Genomic DNA, 20,279 nt, shown 5'->3' with positions numbered 1-20,279 from the left:
ACTCTTCCCTATTCATGGATGTAAATTTGTATCATAATAATTACTAAAATTACTTAATATGAAAACTATATTTCACAAATCAAGCGAAAGAGGTCATGCTAATCATGGTTGGTTAAATGCTTATCATAGTTTTAGTTTTGCCAATTGGTATAATCCTGAAAAAATTCAGTTTGGAATGTTACGTGTTCTAAACGATGACACTATTGCTGGAGGAATGGGTTTTGGAACACATCCACACGACAATATGGAAATCATTACGATTCCCCTAGAAGGCGATTTAGCTCATAAAGATAGTATGGGAAATGGTACAACTATAAAAAGTGGTGACATTCAAGTAATGAGCGCTGGAACAGGAATTCTTCATAGTGAATTCAATCCTAATGCTGACCAACACACAAAATTATTCCAAATTTGGTTATTTCCGAAATATCGAAATGTAGAGCCTCGTTATCAGCAAATTACTTTAGACAAATCATTAGAGAAAAATGATTTTGCTCAAATCTTATCCCCAAATCCAGATGATGCCGGTGTTTGGATTCATCAAGATGCATGGTTTTATTTAAGTGATTTTGATGCTGATTTTTCAAAAAAATTGGCACTTAAAAAAGAAGGAAATGGTTTTTACATCATGAATATTGAAGGAGAAATCAATGTTAACGGTCAAAAATTAGAAAAAAGAGATGCCATAGGAATTTGGGAAACCAATGAAATCGAAATTAAAGCGAATTCTAATGCTAAATTTTTAGTGATGGAAATTCCGATGGAACAATAATTAGTTAGCAGTCGCAGTAGTCAGTCGCAGTAAAAAATTAAATCATGAGTGAAGTACAACTTAAAATAAACGACAACAAAGGCGCTTTTTACATTGAAGTAGAAGGCAAACAAGAAGCAATGATGACCTTTGTTTTTGCTGGCGAAGATAAAATCATTATCGACCATACCGAAGTAAATCCAGGGAACGAAGGAAAAGGTTTTGGTAAAAAAATGGTACTAAAAGCAGTGGAATTTGCTCGAGAAAAGGGTATCAAAATTGTGCCTTTGTGTCCGTTTGCAAAAAGTGTTTTTGATAAAACTCCAGAATTTACCGACGTATTATAATGAAACAAACTCCTAAATGGAAATTTTCCGTTATGGTTTGGATTGCTATATATCCGGCAATAACATTATTAACTTATCTAATTAGCGATAAAATTAACAACTTGCCTTTACCTATAAAAACTTTAATCATGATGGGAATATTAGTTCCTTTAATGATTTTCGTATCATTACCCATATTGCGTAAAATTTCAGGAAATTGGCTTAACAAATAAAATACAATGAAGAAAATAATTGCGTTTGGAGCTTCAAATAGTGAAACTTCGATTAATAAACAATTGGCAACTTATGCCGCAAATCAATTTGAAAATACTTCAATTGAAATCTTAGATTTAAACGATTATGAAATGCCTATTTTTTCAATTGATAAAGAAAAAAACGGCATTCCACAGCTAGCTCATGACTTTTACAACAAACTAGGAACAGCAGATTTAATCATTATTTCATTTGCAGAACACAATGGCGTTTATGCTACGGCTTTTAAAAATATTTTCGATTGGACTTCAAGAGTTAACATGAACGTATTTCAAGACAAGCCTATGTTTTTATTGGCTACATCTCCTGGACCACGAGGAGGAAGTACGGTTTTAGAAATTGCAAAAAACAGATTCCCATTTCAAGGAGGAATTATTAAAGGAAGTTTTTCATTACCAAGTTTCGGGGAGAATTTCGATGCTGAAAAAGGAATTACTAACGAAGAATTAAAAAATGAATTCGTAAAAATTGTTAATTCAATCGAATTCTAATAAAAATGTTATTTTTGCCATTCAAGAAAAACTTGAAATTTTAAACTTGAAACAAAATTTATGAAAGCATACGTATTTCCAGGTCAAGGCGCTCAATTCACAGGAATGGGTAAAGATTTATATGAAAACTCACCTTTGGCAAAAGAATTATTCGAAAAAGCGAACGAAATCTTAGGTTTTAGAATCACAGATATTATGTTCGAAGGAACTGCTGAAGAATTGAAAGAAACTAAAGTAACGCAACCAGCGGTTTTCTTACACTCGGTTATTTTGGCAAAAGTTTCAAATATTCAACCCGATATGGTAGCGGGGCATTCTTTAGGAGAATTTTCTGCTTTGGTTGTAAATGGCACTTTATCTTTTGAAGACGGATTAAAATTAGTTTCTCAAAGAGCTATGGCCATGCAAAAAGCTTGTGAAATTATGCCTTCTACTATGGCAGCCGTGTTAAACTTAGAAGATAAAATTGTAGAAGATATATGCGCTTCAATAGATGGCGTTGTAGTAGCTGCAAATTACAACTGCCCTGGTCAATTAGTAATTTCTGGAGAGTACAAAGCTGTAGAATTAGCATGTGAAAAAATGAAAGAAGCTGGCGCAAAACGTGCGTTAATTTTACCTGTAGGCGGTGCTTTTCACTCACCGATGATGGAACCAGCTAGAGAAGAATTAGCAGCAGCTATAGAAGCGACAACTTTTTCTACTCCAACTTGCCCGGTATATCAAAATGTTACAGCAAACGCTGTTTCTGATGCAGTAGAAATTAAGAAAAACTTGATTTTGCAATTAACCGGAGCAGTTAAATGGACACAATCGGTACAACAAATGATTGCCGATGGAGCTACAAGCTTTACAGAAGTTGGCCCAGGTAAAGTATTAGTTGGATTGGTTAATAAAATTAACAAAGAAATTGAAACAATTTCGTTGTAAAATAAATAGAACAACAAATAAAAAAGGGATGATTAAATCATCCCTTTTTTATTTAATTAAGCTTATCCGTTTATAGCTTCAACTTTAATTTCGTTATCTTTAAGCATGTCCTTCAACATGTTTTCAATGCCATTTTTCAAAGTAAAAGTTGAAGATGGACAACCACTACAAGCACCTTGTAAAACTACTTTTACTCGTTTTTCTTCTGGATCAAAAGATTCAAACATGATATTTCCTCCATCACTTTGAACGGCAGGCTTTACATATTCCTCAATAATATTGATAATTTGTTGAGAAGTAACATCCAATGCATCAAAATAAGCTTCTTGTTGTTTTTGATGAATATCAGTTTTTACAATTGCGCTTTCATCAATAACTTCATTACCATTTTCAATATATTCTTTAATGAAAGTTCTTAATTCTAAAGTAATTTCATCCCACTCAGTTACAGCAAACTTTGTTACAGAAATATAATTTTCGTCGATAAAAACTTCTTTAACAAAAGGAAACTTAAATAATTCTTTTGCTAATGGTGAAGCTAAAGTTTCATCGATATTTTTGCACTCAAGAGCTGTTTTAGTTAACAATTTATTACAAACAAATTTTAAAACAGTGGGATTTGGAGTAGTTTCAGCATAAACGGTAGTGGGAACTTTTTTTCCCTTATTTTCATCTTCTGTAATTACTATGCCACCGTTTGAAATAAATTCATTTATTTGATCAGCAACATCCTGTTTTACATCTTCCCATTCTACAATTGAAAATTTTTCTATTGCTATAAAGTTTGCGGAAATATAAACTGTTTTCACAAATGGCAGAAAGAAAAGCTGCTTTGCTAAAGGAGAACGTTTTGTTTCATCAATATTTTTAAACTCAAAATTTTCAGTTCTACTTATAATCTCATCCAATTCAAATTTCAAAATTGATGGATTATTGGTGTTTTTAATATCTGTAACTTTCATTTTTTAATTTTTTTCAAAGATACAAACTAAAAAAAATGTAACGTAAAGTTTTATTCAGAGAGATTTATTATTTAACTTTTTATTAATTATTATGGAAATAATTCTTTTTAAAAACCACTTTCCCTTTAAATTTCATTTTTTTTGTTCAAAAAAAAATAATATTTAAGACGAATTGAAAAAGAATACCAAAAATTTATATCTTTGGCAAGTTCGTAATAAAAAATATTTTGTTACACTTTAACTAAAGAGATAGTTATCAGATTTTATTTACACCAAACAATAACTAAAATGAATTTTAAAAAAAGTTATTTAATATTAGCATTTATACTATCACAATTTTCTTTTTCGCAAGAAGGAATAGCTGTTTACACTGATTATCTATCTGATAATTACTATTTAATTCATCCTTCAATGGCAGGAGCTGCAAATTGTGGCAAAATAAGATTAACTGGACGCCAACAATGGTTCGGACAAGACGAAGCGCCTTCATTACAAACTGCTAGTTTCAACACATCTTTGGGTGAAGAAGGAATATCAGGAATTGGTATGATTATGTTTAATGATAAAAATGGATATCACTCACAAAAAGGTGCTAAATTAACGTATGCTCATCACTTAAGATTTTCGAGAAATACTATTGATTTAAATCAATTATCTTTTGGTTTAAGTACAGCATTTGTACAAAGTACTTTAGATGGATCTACATTTACTGGAAATGATCCAGTTATTGTTCCTGGTGTGATTCAAAAAGATGCCTACTTTAACGTAGATTTAGGTATTTCTTATTTCTATTTAGATTTCTTTACACACGTAACCGTTAAGAACTTTTTAGCTAGTCAAAGAAGAGAATTATACTCTGAAGGTTTTGAATCTGATAATTTAAGTAAACTTTTATGGAGTGTTGGAGCTACTTTTGGTGATGAATCTAGAATTCTTTTTGAGCCATCTTTAATGTATCAAAGAATTTCAGAAACTAAAGAATCTTCGATAGATTTAAACTTAAAAGTATATAAAGGCTTAGATTTTGGTAGAGTTTGGGGTGCTTTGTCATACAGAAGAAGTATTGATAGCGCTGAGTATTCTGGTGGAAAACAAAATCTACAATGGATATCACCTATTGTAGGTATTAATTATGATAAATTTATGTTGTCTTATACATATTCTCATGTTATGGGAGATATTAAATTTGACAATGGTGGTTTTCATCAGATCACTTTAGGTATAAATATATTCTGCAAAGACAAGCAATGGGATTGTAACTGCCCAGCTGTTAATTAATTTTAAGAAAAAAACAAATATATTTGTCCCGGTTATTCGGGACATTTTTTTTAAAAATAAATTATGCTAATTAAAGAAGTTAATGGTAAATATCCTCAAATTCCTGAGGATTGTTATGTGGCAGAAAATGCAACAATTGTTGGTGAAGTATCTTTTGGCTCTAATTGTAGTGTTTGGTTTAATACTGTAATTAGAGGTGATGTTAATTCCATTACCATAGGAAATAAGGTAAACATTCAAGACGGAGCTGTTATTCATTGTACCTATCAAAAACATCCTACCATAATAGGCAATAATGTTTCTATTGGCCACAATGCTATAGTTCATGGTTGTGTGGTAAATGATAATGTTTTAATAGGAATGGGGGCCATAGTAATGGATAATTGCGTTATTGAAAGCAATTCAATTATTGCAGCAGGTTCAGTAGTTACACAAAATACTGTAGTAGAATCGGGTTGTATTTATGCAGGTATTCCTGCTAAAAAAGTAAAAGATATTAATCAAAGTGACTTTGCAGGTGAAATTGAACGCATATCCAACAACTATGTAATGTATTCAAGTTGGTTTAAAGAATAAATTTAAAAACTCTTATAAACCACGTTTTGCTCGTAATTTAAAAGCTTTTGTAAAACTTCAGGCTCGCTGTTCGTGTAGAATATTTGCGAGCTTTTTTTATTTGAACCATTAATTAAATTCAAAGACTCCAATATTCTTTTTGTTTGCTTTGCTACAGCTTCTCCAGAATCTATAATTTTAATATGGGAAGGTATAAGTCTTTTAATTTGTGGAATCAAATAAGGATAATGACTACATCCTAAAACCAAATAATCAATATTTTTTTCTACCATCGGAATTAGGTAACTCTTCAAAAGCTCTTCCATTTCTGGTGTGTTAATATCACCATTTTCAATCAACTGAACTAAACCATGACCTATTTGCTCAATAATTTTAACATCTGGATGATTGGATACACTTTTATGAAATAACTCGCTGTTTAAAGTTCCTTTTGTAGCTAATATTCCTATAGTTTGTGTTTTGGACTGAAGTGCAGCAGGTTTTATAGCAGGTTCTATTCCTATAAAAGGGACATCATACTTTGCTCTAAGTTCTTTGATTGCATTAGTTGTGGCTGTATTACAAGCCACTACAATAATTTTAGAATTTTGCTCAAGAAGAAACTCGGTATTTTTAGAACTTAAAAAGATTATTTCTTCTTTAGATTTTATCCCATAAGGCGCATTCTTACTATCTGCAAGATAAATTGTATTTTCATTAGGCAACAGAGCATGAACCTCTTTCCAGATAGAAGTTCCTCCTACTCCCGAATCAAATAATCCTATAGGGTTTTCTTTGTTCATTAAAACAAAAATAAAAAAAACTGCTCAATCTTAAACAAGACTGAGCAGTTTTTAAAAAAGATTTTTATTTATTAAAATCCTAATTCTTTTTTAACATCCGCTAGTAAATCAATTCCACCTTCTGCAAATAGAACTCCTGAACCAGTTGTAGCATCCAATACATAGTTTACTCCTTTTGCTTTAGCTACTTTTTGAATTGCTTTTTGAGCTTTCTCCATAATTGGCTTAATTAAGTCCATTTCTTTTTGACCTAATTCTTTTTGCGCTGTTTGTTGAAATTGCTGAATACGATTTCCCATATCTTGCATTTCTTTGGTACGAGTTTCATTCAATGCATCACCCGCTGTAGCTGATTCTTGCTCATACTTTTGCAATTTAGTTTGATATTCAGTTACCATATTTTTGTAATCCTTGTCATATGTTTCCTGAATTTTTTTCATTTGATCTTGTGCTGCTTTCATTTCAGGCATAGCTGTCATTAAAGCTTGTACGTCTATATGCGCCACTTTTGATTGAGCTGAAACCTGAGTTCCAATAAAAAGTACGATTGCAATTGCTAAAGTTTTTAATTGTTTCATTTTTAATTGTAAAATTTAAGTTATTTAATTTTTATTCTCTGTTTCTGTTTTTTGTTCTTTTGCCTTTTTGGCAGCTTCTTTATCTTCTGCTATTTTTTTCTTTTTTTCATCTAAAGCTTTTTTACGATCTTCTAGTTTTTTATTTCTATCGTCAATTGCTTTTTGTCTAATTTCTGCTGCAGTAGGTTTAGTAGTTGTATTCTCTTTTTCGATTGCTTTAGTATTCTTTTTTACTTCATCTGAATTATTTTTATTCTCTTCCGAAGAATTGTTTTCAATTACTGTGCCATTTTTTTTAGCATCACGTTCTTCAATCATTTTTTTTCTTTTCTCAGCGGCATCAGCTTTCTTTTTTTCATTCGCTAACTTGCGTTCTTCGATAAGTTTTGCCCTAGCTGCTTTCTTCTCATCTAAAATCTTTTGTCTTTCTGTAAATGCAGGATTTTCTTCTAGAGACTCTTCTAATGCTTCTTTAGCTTCTAGTGCCTTAAATTGTTTTTTAGACATTTCTTCTCTCTTTTGAGAAGCACTCAATTTTCTTACAACGAAATCACTAATATCATATTTCTGGGCAGCGAATAACATCGTTAAATCAGATGATTTATCAAAAATAAAATCGTACTTTCTTTGCTCAGCTACATCTTGAACTATCGTGAAAATTTGATCTTGAATAGGCTTAACTAAAACTGACTTTTGAATAATTAAATCACCTTTAGGCCCAAATCTTTTTTCTTGATAATCTAAAAGTTCTTGCTCTGAAATAGCTATTTCTTCTTCTCTTTCTTCAATTAATTCTTTTGTTAAAAGTACTCGTTCTGTTTTTAAGGCGTCTTTTAACTTTGTAATCTCAATCCTTTTTACTTCTATTTCTTGCTTCCATTTTTGGGCTTTTTGTTCTAACTGATTTAAAGCATCAGCATAATCAGGAACTTTTTCTAAGATATATTCCATATCAATATATCCAATTCTAACTCCTCTTGCGGTTTGAGCAAAAGATGTTACAGAAATTAATGCAAGGATAAAAAGTAGTTTTTTCATTTTAGTTGTTTTTTGGTCGTTGAATCTTTTGACTCCGATTGACTTTTATTACCAAACGCAATTAGAACAAAATTATTTTTACGAATTTAACAAAAAAGTACTAACAAATCTTAAAATTGTTGTCCAATAATAAAGTGTGTTTGCCAACCACTCTTAACTGTTTCACCAGGAACAGCATCAAAACCATGTGCAAAATCAATACCTAACAATCCGAAAGCAGGCATGAACACACGTAATCCAAATCCTGCAGAACGTTGTAATTTAAATGGATTATAATCTCTAAATTCATCAAAAGCTGAACCCGCTTCTAAGAATGATAAGGCATAAATAGAGGCTGATTGACTCATTGTTATCGGATATCTCAATTCTAACGAAAACTTATTATAAACTGTTCCACCATCTTGAGAAGACAGGGAATTATTTGGATACCCTCTCAACTGAATAACTTCACGTCCATCTAATGCATAATTAGCTAAACCATCACCTCCAAGGAAAAATCTCTCAAATGGAACTAAACCTCTTTGAGAATTATAGGCTCCCATAAAACCAAATTCAGCATTAGTTCTTAAAACTAATTTTTCATAAACTCTAGTATACCAATCGGCCTTAAATTTAATTTTATAGTATTCTAACCAATTAAATTTCTTTTGATCTACCTTACCTTGGTCTACTGCCGCATCTGCAGGGTTATCTACAGGATAGCCTTGACTATTAAGGTATGAACCTGCAGGATAGTTAGTACCATCAGGAGCTTCACCTGCTACAATTGCTCTTACTTTGTATTCTGGCAGATTACCTAGATTAGCGTAATCAACACCATTTAACAATGAATAAGGTAATGTAAATTTACCAGATACCGTAAACTCAGATCCAGTAGTTGGGAAAATTGGATTAACACCTTTACTATTTCTACTCAATGCAATTGTGTAAGCTAAGTTTTTAGAAGAACCATTCCCAAAAGTAAACAATCCGGTATTGTAATTATTCAAATCATAATACTGAAAAGATAAGGCTTGTGACAATACAAAATAATCATCAGGAACCGTCAAACGTCTTGCCAAACCAATCGATAATGAGGTAATGTTAAAACTTTGACTACGATTTACGGCTCTGCTTCTGTAGTTATACAAAAACTGCTTACTGTGAGATATTGATGAAGAAAAGCTTACTGGCTTTTTACCTCCAAACCAAGGTTCAGAAAATGACAAACTATACGTTTGGAAATAAGTACTACCTTGTAATCGCAATGCCATTTTTTGTCCATCTCCCATAGGAAGTGGTTTATAAGCATCTTTTTTAAACATATTACGTGCAGAAAAATTATTAAATGATAAACCAAGTGTTCCGATGAAGCCTCCTCCACCATAACCCCCTTGAAGTTCCACTTGACTAGATCCTTTCTCTACAACATTAAACTCAATATCTACTGTTCCAGCTTGTGGATCTACGTTTTTAAAATCAGGTTTAATTGCTTCAGGATCGAAAAATCCTAACTGACCAATTTCTCGAATAGAACGAATTAAATCTTCTTTACTATATTTTTGACCCGGCTTAGTTCTTAATTCTCTATAAATTACATGGTCATTCGTTTTGTCATTTCCAACTACAGTAATCTTATTAAAATACGCAATTGGTCCCTCTGTAATTCTAATTTCAAAATCAATCGTGTCGTTAGCTGTTTTTACCTCAACTGGATTGATGCTAGAGAATAAATATCCGTTGTTTTGGTATAAATTCGTCAAATCTTCACCATCAGGCTTCGACTGATCTGCTATTCTTTTTTGAAGGATAGTACCATTATAAACATCCCCTTTTTTAATTCCCAATATAGAATTTAATTGATTGTCAGTATAAACAGTATTTCCTAAATAGCGAATATCACCAAAATAATATTTTCTTCCTTCTTCTAATTTTACATTAATAGATACAGTATTTGATTTTTTATCATAAGAAACAGAATCAGAAATAATACGCGCATCTCGATTTCCTCTTTCTTTGTACTTATCAACAACAGAAACTAAATCTTCTTTGTACTTATCTTTAATATATTTTGAACGCTTAAATATACGAATGGGATTGCGCTGCTTGGTGTTTTTAAAGGCTTTTCTTAACTTAGCATCACTTACTTGATCATTTCCTTCAAAAACAATTCTTCTAACTTTTACTTTTTCGCCTTTATCAATATTTACCACCATTTTTACTTCTGTTTCTAAACTATCCTGAATAGTGTTAATAGAAACTTTTGTTTGGTAGAAACCTTCTTTCTTGTATTTGTTTTCGAAATAATTTTTTGTTGTAGTAATTAAATTCTCATTAACAATTTTTCCTTTTTTAAGGTCTGCTTCTTTGATTAATTCTTCAACTTTACCTTTTTTAACACCTTGAATCTTAATATCAGATAACTTAGGTAATTCATTAATATTTAATTCAAGGTAAATACTATCTCCTTTAATTTCATTTACGTAAAAATTAACATCAGAAAACAAACCTAATTTCCATAATTTTTTTATGGCACTACTTATGTCTTCTCCAGGGACAATGATTTCTTGTCCTTTTTCCAAACCAGTAAAAGTAGTTACTGTTTGTTCATTGTAACTAATTTTTCCTGTAACGTTTATTTTCGCTAATATATATGATTTACCACTTTCTAAATTTGTTTCTTGAGCAAAAAGCGAAGAACTAAATAATATTGTTAATAATGTAAATAATTGTAATCCTTTTTTCAACATTTTTCTAAGGTATAATTTGTTCGCTTGTTTTTCCAAATCGGCGTTCACGTTTCTGATAACTAATAATTGCTTCATACAAATGATTTTCCGTAAAATCAGGCCAAAGCACTTCTGTAAAATAGAATTCAGCATAAGCTATTTGCCAAAGTAAAAAATTACTTATTCTGTGCTCACCACTTGTTCTAATAACCAAATCAACATCTGGCAAATTGTGTGTGTAAAGATGCTGATTAATAATTGATTCATCAATAGCCTCTTCGGAAATTATATTATTTTTAACTTTGTTAGCAATTTTTTTAACAACTTGAATGAGTTCTTCTCGAGAACCATAACTAAGAGCTAAAGTAAGCGTCATTCTAGTGTTTTCGGTTGTCTTTTCAATTACTTCTTGCAGTTCTTTTTGTACACCTGATGGTAAATTTGTTAAATTTCCAATAGCATTTAATCTAATATTATTCGATTGTAAAGTCTTAATTTCTTTTTTTAAAGAAGAAACTAAAAGCTTCATTAAAGTATCAACCTCAACTTTTGGACGATTCCAGTTTTCTGTTGAAAACGCATACAAAGTCAAGTTTTTAATTCCAAGTTTTGCGCATGTTTCAACAGTTACTCTTACCGACTTAGTTCCATTTTCATGACCAAAAGCCCGAAGCATCCCTTTTTGTTTAGCCCATCTCCCATTTCCGTCCATAATAATGGCTAGGTGTTGTGGAAGTTGCTCTTTATTTATTTTTTCTAATAATTTCATTTTATTCTGCACAAAAACACGGATTTTTACCAAAAATATAGGTTAATGTTAATCCCGTAAAAACATACCAATCATTGCTGTTTTTATTTCCAAAACGCAAGGTTTCAAAGTTATCATTTTTAGGATTACTACCATCTAAATTATCAGTAAAAGTATATCTAAAACCTACTTCCGCCCCCAAAACAAATCTTTCGAACAATCTTGCTTTTACTCCAACTACCATAGGTATAGCAAATGTACTACTTTGATAATCCTCTTTGCTACTTTTGTCAAGAATGAAAATTTCGTCATAAACAAAATAACTAAGACCTGAATACACATATGGTGATATTTTATGATCACCACTGTGGAGATCAAAATCTAAAAAATTGAATTCTAATCCCGCAGAAAATTCTTTTACACTATTTTCAAATGAATTCCCTCTCAAGTATCGACTTGGCACATCACTATCAACATCATTAGAAGTTAAGTTTCCTTGAGTATAAGAAAATCTATAAGCATGCCTTGGACTTCTGTTCCATTTATATAAAACACCAAAAGCAGCTTTGTTTGGCGCAACATAATCCGTTGGACCAACATCTCCTATATAATTGACACCCCCAGCAAATATTCCCAATTCATTAATTTGAGAATAAGAATTAAAGCCACAGAAAATCAGCAATGTAAAAATTAAAAAGTGCTTCATTTTTTTAAATAGTTTGCAAATATAACAATATTGACTTCTTATCCCTATTTTAAGGATTTTTTTTGTCATTTAATTGTAATTAAAAACGTTGAAAAATGAAAAATAATATAAGTAAGGTAATTAATTTCTTTTATCTTCACCCCAAAGCAACTTTTTACGAATAGTATTTAAAAAAGATTCTTGTTTAAATTCTATAATTGAAATTGTAAATGGCGACTTTTTAATTTTGACAACCGTTTCCTTTGAAACTGCAGAAATTCGTGAATCTAATGAAACTAAAAATTGCTCTTCTCTTCCAGATATTCTTAGTTCAATTTCGGTATCATCTGTAATCACTAACGGTCTTGCATTTAAATTATGCGGTGCCATGGGCGTTATAACTAAACTTTCAACATTCGGCGTAAGAACAGGTCCTCCACAACTTAATGAATATCCTGTAGAACCCGTTGGAGTAGATATAATCAAGCCATCTGCCCAATAAGAGGTTAAATACTCTCCATTTAAATAGGTCACGATTGTAATCATAGAGGTTGTATCTTTTCGAGCAACTGTAACTTCATTCAAAGCAAAATCTAATTCACAAAAATTTTCATATTCTGGTGTAGTTTGAACACTTAGTAAAGTACGTTTTGAAATAGCATAATCATTATCCAATAGTTTTTGCAAAAGAGGCTCGATGTTATCAAACTGAATCGTTGCTAAGAAACCTAATCTTCCAGCGTTAATTCCAATTATTGGGATATCTTTATCTCTAACAAAAGTGGCTGCTTTTAGAATAGTTCCGTCTCCACCAATACTTATTAAAGCTTTAAAATCATTATTTAGTGTTTTGTGACAGGAATAGGTTTCGTAGTTTTTTGTAACGATATTTTTTTCTTTAAGAATAGCTAAAAAATGTGATTCAAAAGCGATTTCAATTTGCTTTGATTCTAAAAACGAAAGCACTTTCTGTACCGTTTCTGCTGTACTTGTTTGATAATATTGGCCAAATAATGCTATTTTCATTGTGTACTATATTAAATGTTTAGGTATTTATCTAAATAATCTGAACGTTCTTTTAAGCTGTTCAAATAAGAATCTTCCTGATGCTCAGAAACAATTTCATATTCATAACGCCTAAATGTTTGAATAATATCATTCAAACCACTTTGACTAATTTTTATAGTAATTTCAACCTTATTCCCTATGAAATTTGATATAAACAACCCTAATATTTTTGCATTATTACTTTCAACAATCTGTGCTACCTGACTCATTGAAAATTTATCCGATTCTTTTTTAACTACAATAATTCCTCCTTCTTCTTTTAAAAATGGTGTTTCGTGAAAAAATCGAATCACATCCTCTAATTCATAATATCCAAGATAGTTATTTTTATCATCTAAAACTGGAATCAAATTACTTTCGTTTTTGGCAAATATTTCTAGAACATCTAACCAAATAGTTGTATTACGGACAAAAAAACGCTCAAAATGAAATCGACTATCATTTATAATAGCACTACTATTTAATAATTCTACACTTTCTTTGTTTACACAACCTATGTAAATTCCATCTTCAGTTATGGGAAAGTGAGTATAGGGAAAATCTAAAAACAAATCTTGAGCATCCGCTATAGAATCGGTGTGTTTAAGTGGTTTAACTTCGTTATTGATGTAGCTTGTTAAATTGTTCATTTTAGATGTGGTGAAAATATATCGCAAAATAATCAAAAAATACCACATGCTAGCTAACTTATACTTTGTATTTTTGTATAAATTAAAATTATTATGACAAAGTTATCGGTAAATATTAATAAAATTGCGACCCTTCGTAATTCAAGAGGAGGAAATGTTCCTGATTTATTGAAAGTTGCAAAAGACATTCAAAAATTTGGTGCCGATGGAATCACCATACATCCAAGACCCGATGAAAGACACATTCGCTATCAAGATGCGCGCGATTTAAAATCGGTTGTCTACACAGAATATAATATTGAAGGAAATCCGCAACATAATTTTATTGATTTGGTTTTAGAATGCAAACCAACTCAAGTAACTTTAGTTCCAGATGCTATTGGAGCTTTGACTTCCAATGCGGGTTGGGACACCATAAAACACCAATCCTACCTATCAGAAGTAATTCAAGAATTTCAACGAAACGGAATCAGAACTTCTATTTTTGTAGACCCTGATGAGCGCATAATTGAAGGAGCAAAAGCCACAGGAACAGAAAGAATTGAATTGTATACCGAATCTTTTGCACACGAATATGGTTTGGGAAATAAAAACGGAATTGAACCTTATGTAAAAGCGGCTTTAAAAGCGAATGAATTAGGATTAGGAATTAATGCTGGACATGATTTGAGTTTAGATAACATCAAGTTTTTCAAAGATAATATTCCAGGTTTACTTGAAGTTTCTATTGGTCATGCTTTAATTTCGGAATCCTTATATTTAGGTTTAGATAATGTAGTGAATATGTATCTTCAAAAATTAAAATAAGATGTTGTTACATTCAAGAATTGAAGGAGAAGGAAAACCCTTTATAATTGTTCATGGCTTTCTAGGTATGTCTGATAATTGGAAAACACTAGGAACTCAATTTGCTAATCAAGGTTTTCAAGTGCATGCACTAGATTTGAGAAATCATGGGAAAAGTTTTCATTCTGATGATTTTTCATATGAAATTATGGTCGAAGATATCAAACAATATTGCGAATATCATCAATTGAAAGATATTATCATCCTAGGACACTCAATGGGTGGAAAGGTGGCGATGCTTTTAGCAACGAAACATCCTGAATTGGTTTCAAAATTAATTGTGGCCGATATTGGTCCAAAATACTACGCACCACATCACCAAAAAATATTAGCTGCTTTAAATGCCGTTGACTTTTCAAAAAAACCCAACAGAAGCGAAGTAGAAGAAATTGTTTCGCAATACATAACAGATTTTGGAACCCGACAATTTTTACTAAAAAATTTGTATTGGGCCACCCCAGAGCAATTAGCATTCCGATTTAACTTAAAAGTTTTCAACGAAAAAATTGAAACTATAGGAACAGCATTACCTTTTGAAAACGAATTTAAAAAAGAAACGCTATTTTTAAGAGGTGATAAATCAGATTATATTTTAGATGGTGATTTTGAAACTATTTATCATCATTTTCCATTGGCAAAAATTGAAACTGTGAAAAATGCTGGACATTGGTTGCATGCAGAAAATCCAAATGATTTTTTTAACTATGTAATAGATTTTATCAAATAATTAATCAAAAAATTATGCATGCATAATTTTTTAGTTAAAAAAATTGTAAAATTCATATTTTGTTCTAATTTTGAATCTGAGATTTTACAAATAAAGAAAAACTAACACATTTTACATTATGAGAAAATTACTTTCTTTAACATTATTGACTTTGGCTGGCTCGACTGTATTTGCAGGAGGATATCGAGTAAGTCTTCAAGGTCAAAAACAATTAGCTATGGGGCATACAGGAGTTGCCGTAGTAAATAGTGCAGAAGTTGCCTTTTTCAATCCTGCCGGAATGGCGTACTTAGACAAAAAGTTTAATTTATCTGTTGGAGGAAACGGACTTTTCGCTAACACTAAGTTTCAAAACTCAATGTATAATTGGGAAGCGGAAACAAAGAATATTGGGACTCCTTTCAGCGTATACGCAACTTACAAAATTAATAATTGGCTTACTGCTGGTTTAGCTGTTTACACTCCTTATGGTAGTGCTGTTGAATGGGATCAAGATTGGCAAGGAGCTCACTTGGTTAATAATATTGACTTACAAGCAATTTTTGTTCAACCTACAATTTCTGTAAGAGTTGGAGAACATTTTAGTATTGGTGGTGGACCTATTATTGCTAATGGATCTGTTAAATTCAACAGAAATTTATCTATGAACCCTTTATTCTCTGTTAACGGAAGTGGCACTGATGTAAATTTAGATGCTAAAGGCATCACAGCATTAGGATACACTGCAGGATTTATGTTTAATCCAAGTGATAAACTAAGAATAGGTATGAACTATAGATCCGAAATTATGATGGAAGCTAGAGATGGTGATGCAACTTATGCAGATGTTCCAGATTTTGCTCAATCTTTATTATCCAATACTACTTTTGATGCTGACCTTCCTTTACCTGCGGAATTAACTGTAGGTTTGTCATATCAAGTTACCAGCAAATGGCTTTTAGCTTTTGATTACAACAGAACAATGTGGAGTGCTTACAAAGCACTTGACGTTAAATTTGGTAATGGTTCTGAATCATTAAACCCTAGAAACTATAAAAATTCTAGCACTTATAGATTAGGTACTCAATATAAAGCCAATGATAAATTCACATTCAGAGCTGGTTGGTATGTAGATGAGAGCCCTGTTCAAGACGGCTATTTCGCTCCAGAGACTCCTAGAAATGACTCTATGGGATATACTGGAGGTTTAACTTACCAATTAAATAACAAATTAGGAATAGATTTTTCATTCTTATACTTACATTTTGATGAAATTGACAATTCTTATAATCATTCTGTTGACCCAATAACACAACAACCTAACCCTAATTTTGGAGGAACATACAAATCAGTGGTTTTCTCTCCAGGGATAGGAATTACTTACGGTTTCTAATATTAATATCAAAAAAAATGAAAAATAATTTTATATATCTAGCTGTTTTAGCTGCTGGTTTTGCTTCTTGTGAGCCAGAATTTGAAAACAACGTAAATGCTGATTACACTTCAGGTGATGCTAACTTTACGTCTTATGTAGCTGTTGGAAATTCATTAACAGCAGGTTATATGGATGGAACGGTTTCTCGTGTTGGACAAACTTATTCATTCCCAAATTTATTAGCTCAAAAATTTGCTCTTGTAGGAGGTGGAGAATTTACACAACCTTCATATGCAGAAGACGTAAATAATTTAGGAGGTATTCAAGGTTTAGCACCAACAAGATTAGTAATTGATGCTTCTCAAGGTAGACCGGAAAATATTGCAGGAACACCAACTATTACATTAACTCCTCAGGCTACAGCTTTCAATAACATGGGTGTTCCTGGAGCTAAATCATTTCATTTGTTAGCACCGGGTTATGGAAACCCTGCTGGATTAGCACTTGGTCAAGCAAATCCATATTTCGTGAGACATGCAACTTCCTCAAATGCAACGGTTTTAGGAGATGCAATGACAAAAAATCCTACTTTCTTTACCAATTGGATTGGAGCAAATGACGTACTTTCTTATGCAACAAATGGTGGTGCTCAATCCAATGGAAATACTCCTGCAGCAGATCACAACGAAACTGGAAATACGACCCCTTCTACTTATGGAAGTAACGATATTACAAATGCAACTACTTTTGCTGGTGTATATTCTACAATCATCAACACTTTAACTGCTAATGGTGCTAAAGGTGTTGTTGCAACTATTCCAAGCGTGACATCAATTCCATATTTTACAACTGTGCCATTTGCACCGTTATCTCCATCTGCACTTGGGGGAGCAACTAATATAGCTACATTAAACGCTCAACTTTATAATAATTTAGATGCCATATTTACAGCTTTAGGAGAACCAAATCGTGTTAATCCATTATCTGCAACATCTGCAAATCCAATCTTGATTATTGATGTTGATGCTACAGATAGATCAGCACAAATTGCAGCTGCTCTAACACCAACATTAGGAGCTCCAACTGCAACTGCTTTTGGACAAGTTTTTGGAAAAGCTCGTCAAACAACGGCTAATGATTTAATAGTACTTCCGGCTTCATCAGTGATTGGAACCGTAAATACTTCTTCTCCTTCTACATCAATTAACATTAACGGGGTAACTTTCCCAATGGCTAACAAATGGGTTTTAACTTCAACTGAAAAAACAAAGGTTGCTAATGCTACAGCAGCATACAATAGCGCTATTATTTCTATAGCAGCTTCAAAAAACCTTGCTGTTGCAGACATGAATTCTATCTTGAATCAACTTGTAACTGGACTGAGAATTGAGACTGGCCAAGTTTACACAGCAAATTATTTTAGTGGAGTAACATCTGAAAGTAAAGTTTTATTTTCTTTAGATGGTGTTCATCCTAATGCACGTGGTTATGCAGTTATTGCAAATGAAATTATCAAAGTAATCAATCGTCATTACAATGCCAATTTACCATTACATTATGTAAATTATTTCCCAGGAATTAATATCGTAGGTTCAAACTAATTTTACAATTAATATTTCTATAAAAGGCATCATAATTGATGCCTTTTTTTGTAATTTTAAATTTTAATTTTTAACATAAATGAATTTACTTATCAAATTATTAATCAGTACAATTATAGTTTTTGTATTATCGTATTTTCTTCCCGGTGTTCATGTAACCAACTTAACAGGTGCGCTTATGGTCGCTGTCGTGCTAGGATTATTAAATACATTTTTAAAACCCATACTGATTTTACTTACAATTCCAGTCACCTTTTTCACTTTAGGTTTATTCCTACTTGTAATCAATGCAATCATCATATTAATATGTGATTATTTCATTGCAGAATTCTATGTTGATGGATTTATTAGTGCTTTATTGTTCAGTATTTTATTATCCATTATTCAATCTATTTTAAATAAAATATTTATAAGTGAAAGTTAATTTTTAGCGAATTGAATTTCAATAAATTAAAAACTTGTTTGGGTTGTAAAAATTCTATAATTTTGCAACCCAAATTTTATGGTACTTAAACAAAAGAAATAATGAACATTACAAAAACGCAAGTTGATGACTTAAATGCTATTGTAACAGTAGCAATTACAAAAGAAGATTACTCTGATAAAGTAGAAAAAGTATTAGCTGATTATAGAAAAAATGCTTCCATCCCTGGATTTAGAAAAGGAGCTGTTCCAATGAGTTTAATTCACAAACAATATGGTAAAGCAGTATTGTTAGACGAAGTGAATAAAATTTTACAATCCTCTTTAAACGATTACTTAGTAGCTGAGAAATTAGATATACTTGGTAATCCACTTCCAAAAGTAAATGAGGATTTCAACTGGGATAATGATGATTTATCTTTTGATTTCGAATTAGGCTTAGCACCTCAATTTTCAGTTGATTTAACTGCTAAAAATAATATCATAAAATTCAATGTTATTGCTGATGATAAAATGTTGAATGACCAAGTAGAAAGAATCCAAAAACAATATGGTAAATTAATTTCTCAATCTGAAGTAAAAGCAGACTATGAAGTAAGAGGAACTTTTACTAATGAAGAAAAAGGAATCAACGCTCCAGCTAACTTTGCTTTAGATATTTTTGCTGATAAAAAAGCTGCAAAAGCTTTCATCGGGAAAAAAGTAGGTGATGTGGTGACTATCGGAACTAAAGGTTTATTTGACGATGACCACAAATTAATGGATTATTTAAAAGTAGGCCATGATGATGTACATGGTTTAGATATCAATGTTGATTTTACAATTGAGGAAATCAACTCAGTTGAAAAAGCAGAATTAAACCAAGAATTATTTGATAAACTATTCGGTCCTGGAGTTATCTCCTCTGTAGAAGATTTAAAAGCAAGAATTAAAGAAGATGCTGAAGCACAATTTGCACAACAAGCGGATCAAAAATTCTTAAATGATGTTACCGAATTCTTAATCGAAACTACGAAATTTGATTTACCTGCTGAATTCTTAAAAAGATGGATTCAAAATGTAGGTGAAACACCTTTAACTGCTGAACAAGCTGAAGAGGAATATGCAAAATCTGAAAAAGGATTACGTTTTCAATTAATTGAAGGAAAAGTATTAGCAGATAATAATTTACAAATTACTTTCGAAGATTTACAATCACATACTGCTGATTTAATAAAGAAACAAATGGCACAATTTGGTCAATTAAATCCATCAGAAGATGAAATCAACGGAATTGTAGCTCGCGTAATGTCAAACCAAGATGAAGTAAAACGTTTATCAGAGCAAGTGATGAGTGAAAAATTACTTGGTCTTTACAAAGAGAAAGTAAAAGCTAAAACTAAAGAAGTAAATTACGAACAATTCATCAAAGAAATGTACGGAGAATAATTTATCGTAAAAAATAATTATCTTTGAGCGTCAAACTAGTTTTGGCGCTTTTTTATTGAAAACCTTTGATTTTACCA

22 protein-coding genes are annotated in these 20,279 nt (G+C 31.5%); 13 read left to right on the top strand and 9 right to left on the bottom strand.

What is annotated here, in order from left to right; genetic code table 11:
* The first annotated feature begins 58 nt into the window (after window positions 1-58).
* The 5 genes from NAT47_RS01055 to fabD are packed head-to-tail and all read left to right on the top strand — an operon-like array spanning window position 59 to window position 2,771.
* A complete protein-coding gene (locus NAT47_RS01055; RefSeq protein WP_250579554.1) occupies window positions 59-772 on the top strand; it encodes a pirin family protein in 714 nt (237 codons plus the stop codon).
* A gap of 44 nt (window positions 773-816) precedes the next feature.
* The gene (locus NAT47_RS01050) at window positions 817-1,098 is read left to right on the top strand and encodes a GNAT family N-acetyltransferase (protein WP_250579552.1); all 282 of its coding nucleotides are present in this window, start codon (window positions 817-819) and stop codon (window positions 1,096-1,098) included.
* Window positions 1,098-1,310, top strand: a complete 213-nt coding sequence (locus NAT47_RS01045; RefSeq protein ID WP_250579551.1) for a hypothetical protein — start codon at window positions 1,098-1,100, stop codon at window positions 1,308-1,310. The genes NAT47_RS01050 and NAT47_RS01045 overlap by 1 nt, the downstream gene beginning before the upstream one ends.
* A gap of 6 nt (window positions 1,311-1,316) precedes the next feature.
* Window positions 1,317-1,841 (top strand): NADPH-dependent FMN reductase, encoded by a 525-nt coding sequence (locus tag NAT47_RS01040; RefSeq protein ID WP_250579550.1) that lies wholly within the window; start codon window positions 1,317-1,319, stop codon window positions 1,839-1,841.
* Between the two features lie 60 nt (window positions 1,842-1,901).
* Window positions 1,902-2,771, top strand: coding sequence for an ACP S-malonyltransferase (gene fabD / locus NAT47_RS01035; protein WP_250579549.1), 870 nt, complete (start codon window positions 1,902-1,904; stop codon window positions 2,769-2,771).
* A 62-nt stretch (window positions 2,772-2,833) separates the two neighbouring features.
* Here fabD and NAT47_RS01030 read toward each other — a convergent pair whose 3' ends face one another.
* On the bottom strand, window positions 2,834-3,733 hold the full coding sequence (locus tag NAT47_RS01030) for a NifU family protein (RefSeq protein WP_250579548.1): 900 nt from the start codon (window positions 3,731-3,733) through the stop codon (window positions 2,834-2,836).
* A gap of 288 nt (window positions 3,734-4,021) precedes the next feature.
* Here NAT47_RS01030 and NAT47_RS01025 point away from each other — a divergent pair, with 288 nt between their 5' ends.
* Together NAT47_RS01025 and NAT47_RS01020 are read left to right on the top strand one after the other, a co-directional pair.
* Complete coding sequence (locus tag NAT47_RS01025) at window positions 4,022-5,011, top strand: PorP/SprF family type IX secretion system membrane protein (protein ID WP_250579547.1); 990 nt, start codon at window positions 4,022-4,024, stop codon at window positions 5,009-5,011.
* A gap of 63 nt (window positions 5,012-5,074) precedes the next feature.
* Window positions 5,075-5,587, top strand: a complete 513-nt coding sequence (locus NAT47_RS01020; RefSeq protein ID WP_250579546.1) for a gamma carbonic anhydrase family protein — start codon at window positions 5,075-5,077, stop codon at window positions 5,585-5,587.
* A 2-nt stretch (window positions 5,588-5,589) separates the two neighbouring features.
* Here the strand turns inward: NAT47_RS01020 and murI are convergent, their stop codons facing one another.
* The 8 genes from murI to NAT47_RS00980 all read right to left on the bottom strand — a co-directional run bounded on the left by murI (window position 5,590) and on the right by NAT47_RS00980 (window position 13,823).
* The gene (gene murI, locus NAT47_RS01015) at window positions 5,590-6,369 is read right to left on the bottom strand and encodes a glutamate racemase (RefSeq protein WP_250579545.1); all 780 of its coding nucleotides are present in this window, start codon (window positions 6,367-6,369) and stop codon (window positions 5,590-5,592) included.
* Window positions 6,370-6,440: 71 nt separating this feature from the next.
* Window positions 6,441-6,947, bottom strand: coding sequence for an OmpH family outer membrane protein (locus NAT47_RS01010; protein WP_250579543.1), 507 nt, complete (start codon window positions 6,945-6,947; stop codon window positions 6,441-6,443).
* Between the two features lie 24 nt (window positions 6,948-6,971).
* Entirely contained in the window at window positions 6,972-7,985 is a 1,014-nt protein-coding gene (locus tag NAT47_RS01005) for an OmpH family outer membrane protein (RefSeq protein ID WP_250579541.1), read from the bottom strand.
* A 110-nt stretch (window positions 7,986-8,095) separates the two neighbouring features.
* Window positions 8,096-10,789, bottom strand: coding sequence for a BamA/OMP85 family outer membrane protein (locus tag NAT47_RS01000; RefSeq protein WP_250579539.1), 2,694 nt, complete (start codon window positions 10,787-10,789; stop codon window positions 8,096-8,098).
* Complete coding sequence (locus tag NAT47_RS00995; RefSeq protein ID WP_250579538.1) at window positions 10,719-11,462, bottom strand: isoprenyl transferase; 744 nt, start codon at window positions 11,460-11,462, stop codon at window positions 10,719-10,721. Before NAT47_RS00995 ends, NAT47_RS01000 begins: the two co-directional genes overlap by 71 nt.
* A 1-nt stretch (window position 11,463) precedes the next feature.
* Entirely contained in the window at window positions 11,464-12,147 is a 684-nt protein-coding gene (porG, locus tag NAT47_RS00990; protein WP_250579537.1) for a type IX secretion system protein PorG, read from the bottom strand.
* Window positions 12,148-12,267: 120 nt separating this feature from the next.
* Window positions 12,268-13,152 carry an NAD kinase gene (locus NAT47_RS00985; RefSeq protein WP_250579536.1) on the bottom strand — a complete coding sequence of 295 codons (885 nt, stop codon included), beginning with the start codon at window positions 13,150-13,152 and terminating at the stop codon, window positions 12,268-12,270.
* An 11-nt stretch (window positions 13,153-13,163) separates the two neighbouring features.
* Window positions 13,164-13,823 (bottom strand): CBS domain-containing protein, encoded by a 660-nt coding sequence (locus NAT47_RS00980; protein WP_250579535.1) that lies wholly within the window; start codon window positions 13,821-13,823, stop codon window positions 13,164-13,166.
* A gap of 93 nt (window positions 13,824-13,916) precedes the next feature.
* On the opposite strand from NAT47_RS00980, the gene NAT47_RS00975 reads away from it, so the two are divergent.
* The 6 genes from NAT47_RS00975 (at window position 13,917) to tig (ending at window position 20,202) form a co-directional block, all read left to right on the top strand.
* Window positions 13,917-14,630, top strand: a complete 714-nt coding sequence (locus tag NAT47_RS00975) for a pyridoxine 5'-phosphate synthase (RefSeq protein WP_250579534.1) — start codon at window positions 13,917-13,919, stop codon at window positions 14,628-14,630.
* Window positions 14,631-14,634: 4 nt separating this feature from the next.
* Window positions 14,635-15,396, top strand: a complete 762-nt coding sequence (locus tag NAT47_RS00970; protein WP_250579954.1) for an alpha/beta fold hydrolase — start codon at window positions 14,635-14,637, stop codon at window positions 15,394-15,396.
* A gap of 118 nt (window positions 15,397-15,514) precedes the next feature.
* Complete coding sequence (locus NAT47_RS00965; RefSeq protein WP_250579532.1) at window positions 15,515-16,768, top strand: OmpP1/FadL family transporter; 1,254 nt, start codon at window positions 15,515-15,517, stop codon at window positions 16,766-16,768.
* A 17-nt stretch (window positions 16,769-16,785) separates the two neighbouring features.
* Window positions 16,786-18,351, top strand: a complete 1,566-nt coding sequence (locus NAT47_RS00960) for a G-D-S-L family lipolytic protein (RefSeq protein WP_250579530.1) — start codon at window positions 16,786-16,788, stop codon at window positions 18,349-18,351.
* A gap of 79 nt (window positions 18,352-18,430) precedes the next feature.
* Window positions 18,431-18,775, top strand: coding sequence for a phage holin family protein (locus NAT47_RS00955; protein ID WP_250579528.1), 345 nt, complete (start codon window positions 18,431-18,433; stop codon window positions 18,773-18,775).
* Between the two features lie 101 nt (window positions 18,776-18,876).
* The gene (gene tig, locus NAT47_RS00950) at window positions 18,877-20,202 is read left to right on the top strand and encodes a trigger factor (protein ID WP_250579526.1); all 1,326 of its coding nucleotides are present in this window, start codon (window positions 18,877-18,879) and stop codon (window positions 20,200-20,202) included.
* The last annotated feature ends 77 nt before the right edge of the window (window positions 20,203-20,279 follow it).

Origin of the sequence: Flavobacterium fragile (genome assembly GCF_023634865.1) — a bacterium.
In the GTDB taxonomy this organism is placed as follows: Bacteria; Bacteroidota; Bacteroidia; order Flavobacteriales; family Flavobacteriaceae; genus Flavobacterium; species Flavobacterium fragile.
Note: the sequence above shows the minus strand (reverse complement) of the source record. Positions and strands in the feature narration are given on the sequence as shown.

What these genes read in the sequence shown, in the direction of transcription:
- NAT47_RS01055 (WP_250579554.1), top strand. Translation starts at nt 59, where the DNA reads ATGAAAACTATATTTCACAAATCAAGCGAAAGAGGTCATGCTAATCAT.
- NAT47_RS01050 (WP_250579552.1), top strand. Translation starts at nt 817, where the DNA reads ATGAGTGAAGTACAACTTAAAATAAACGACAACAAAGGCGCTTTTTAC.
- NAT47_RS01045 (WP_250579551.1), top strand. Translation starts at nt 1,098, where the DNA reads ATGAAACAAACTCCTAAATGGAAATTTTCCGTTATGGTTTGGATTGCT.
- NAT47_RS01040 (WP_250579550.1), top strand. Translation starts at nt 1,317, where the DNA reads ATGAAGAAAATAATTGCGTTTGGAGCTTCAAATAGTGAAACTTCGATT.
- fabD (WP_250579549.1), top strand. Translation starts at nt 1,902, where the DNA reads ATGAAAGCATACGTATTTCCAGGTCAAGGCGCTCAATTCACAGGAATG.
- NAT47_RS01030 (WP_250579548.1), bottom strand. Translation starts at nt 3,733, where the DNA reads ATGAAAGTTACAGATATTAAAAACACCAATAATCCATCAATTTTGAAA.
- NAT47_RS01025 (WP_250579547.1), top strand. Translation starts at nt 4,022, where the DNA reads ATGAATTTTAAAAAAAGTTATTTAATATTAGCATTTATACTATCACAA.
- NAT47_RS01020 (WP_250579546.1), top strand. Translation starts at nt 5,075, where the DNA reads ATGCTAATTAAAGAAGTTAATGGTAAATATCCTCAAATTCCTGAGGAT.
- murI (WP_250579545.1), bottom strand. Translation starts at nt 6,369, where the DNA reads ATGAACAAAGAAAACCCTATAGGATTATTTGATTCGGGAGTAGGAGGA.
- NAT47_RS01010 (WP_250579543.1), bottom strand. Translation starts at nt 6,947, where the DNA reads ATGAAACAATTAAAAACTTTAGCAATTGCAATCGTACTTTTTATTGGA.
- NAT47_RS01005 (WP_250579541.1), bottom strand. Translation starts at nt 7,985, where the DNA reads ATGAAAAAACTACTTTTTATCCTTGCATTAATTTCTGTAACATCTTTT.
- NAT47_RS01000 (WP_250579539.1), bottom strand. Translation starts at nt 10,789, where the DNA reads ATGAAGCAATTATTAGTTATCAGAAACGTGAACGCCGATTTGGAAAAA.
- NAT47_RS00995 (WP_250579538.1), bottom strand. Translation starts at nt 11,462, where the DNA reads ATGAAATTATTAGAAAAAATAAATAAAGAGCAACTTCCACAACACCTA.
- porG (WP_250579537.1), bottom strand. Translation starts at nt 12,147, where the DNA reads ATGAAGCACTTTTTAATTTTTACATTGCTGATTTTCTGTGGCTTTAAT.
- NAT47_RS00985 (WP_250579536.1), bottom strand. Translation starts at nt 13,152, where the DNA reads ATGAAAATAGCATTATTTGGCCAATATTATCAAACAAGTACAGCAGAA.
- NAT47_RS00980 (WP_250579535.1), bottom strand. Translation starts at nt 13,823, where the DNA reads ATGAACAATTTAACAAGCTACATCAATAACGAAGTTAAACCACTTAAA.
- NAT47_RS00975 (WP_250579534.1), top strand. Translation starts at nt 13,917, where the DNA reads ATGACAAAGTTATCGGTAAATATTAATAAAATTGCGACCCTTCGTAAT.
- NAT47_RS00965 (WP_250579532.1), top strand. Translation starts at nt 15,515, where the DNA reads ATGAGAAAATTACTTTCTTTAACATTATTGACTTTGGCTGGCTCGACT.
- NAT47_RS00960 (WP_250579530.1), top strand. Translation starts at nt 16,786, where the DNA reads ATGAAAAATAATTTTATATATCTAGCTGTTTTAGCTGCTGGTTTTGCT.
- NAT47_RS00955 (WP_250579528.1), top strand. Translation starts at nt 18,431, where the DNA reads ATGAATTTACTTATCAAATTATTAATCAGTACAATTATAGTTTTTGTA.
- tig (WP_250579526.1), top strand. Translation starts at nt 18,877, where the DNA reads ATGAACATTACAAAAACGCAAGTTGATGACTTAAATGCTATTGTAACA.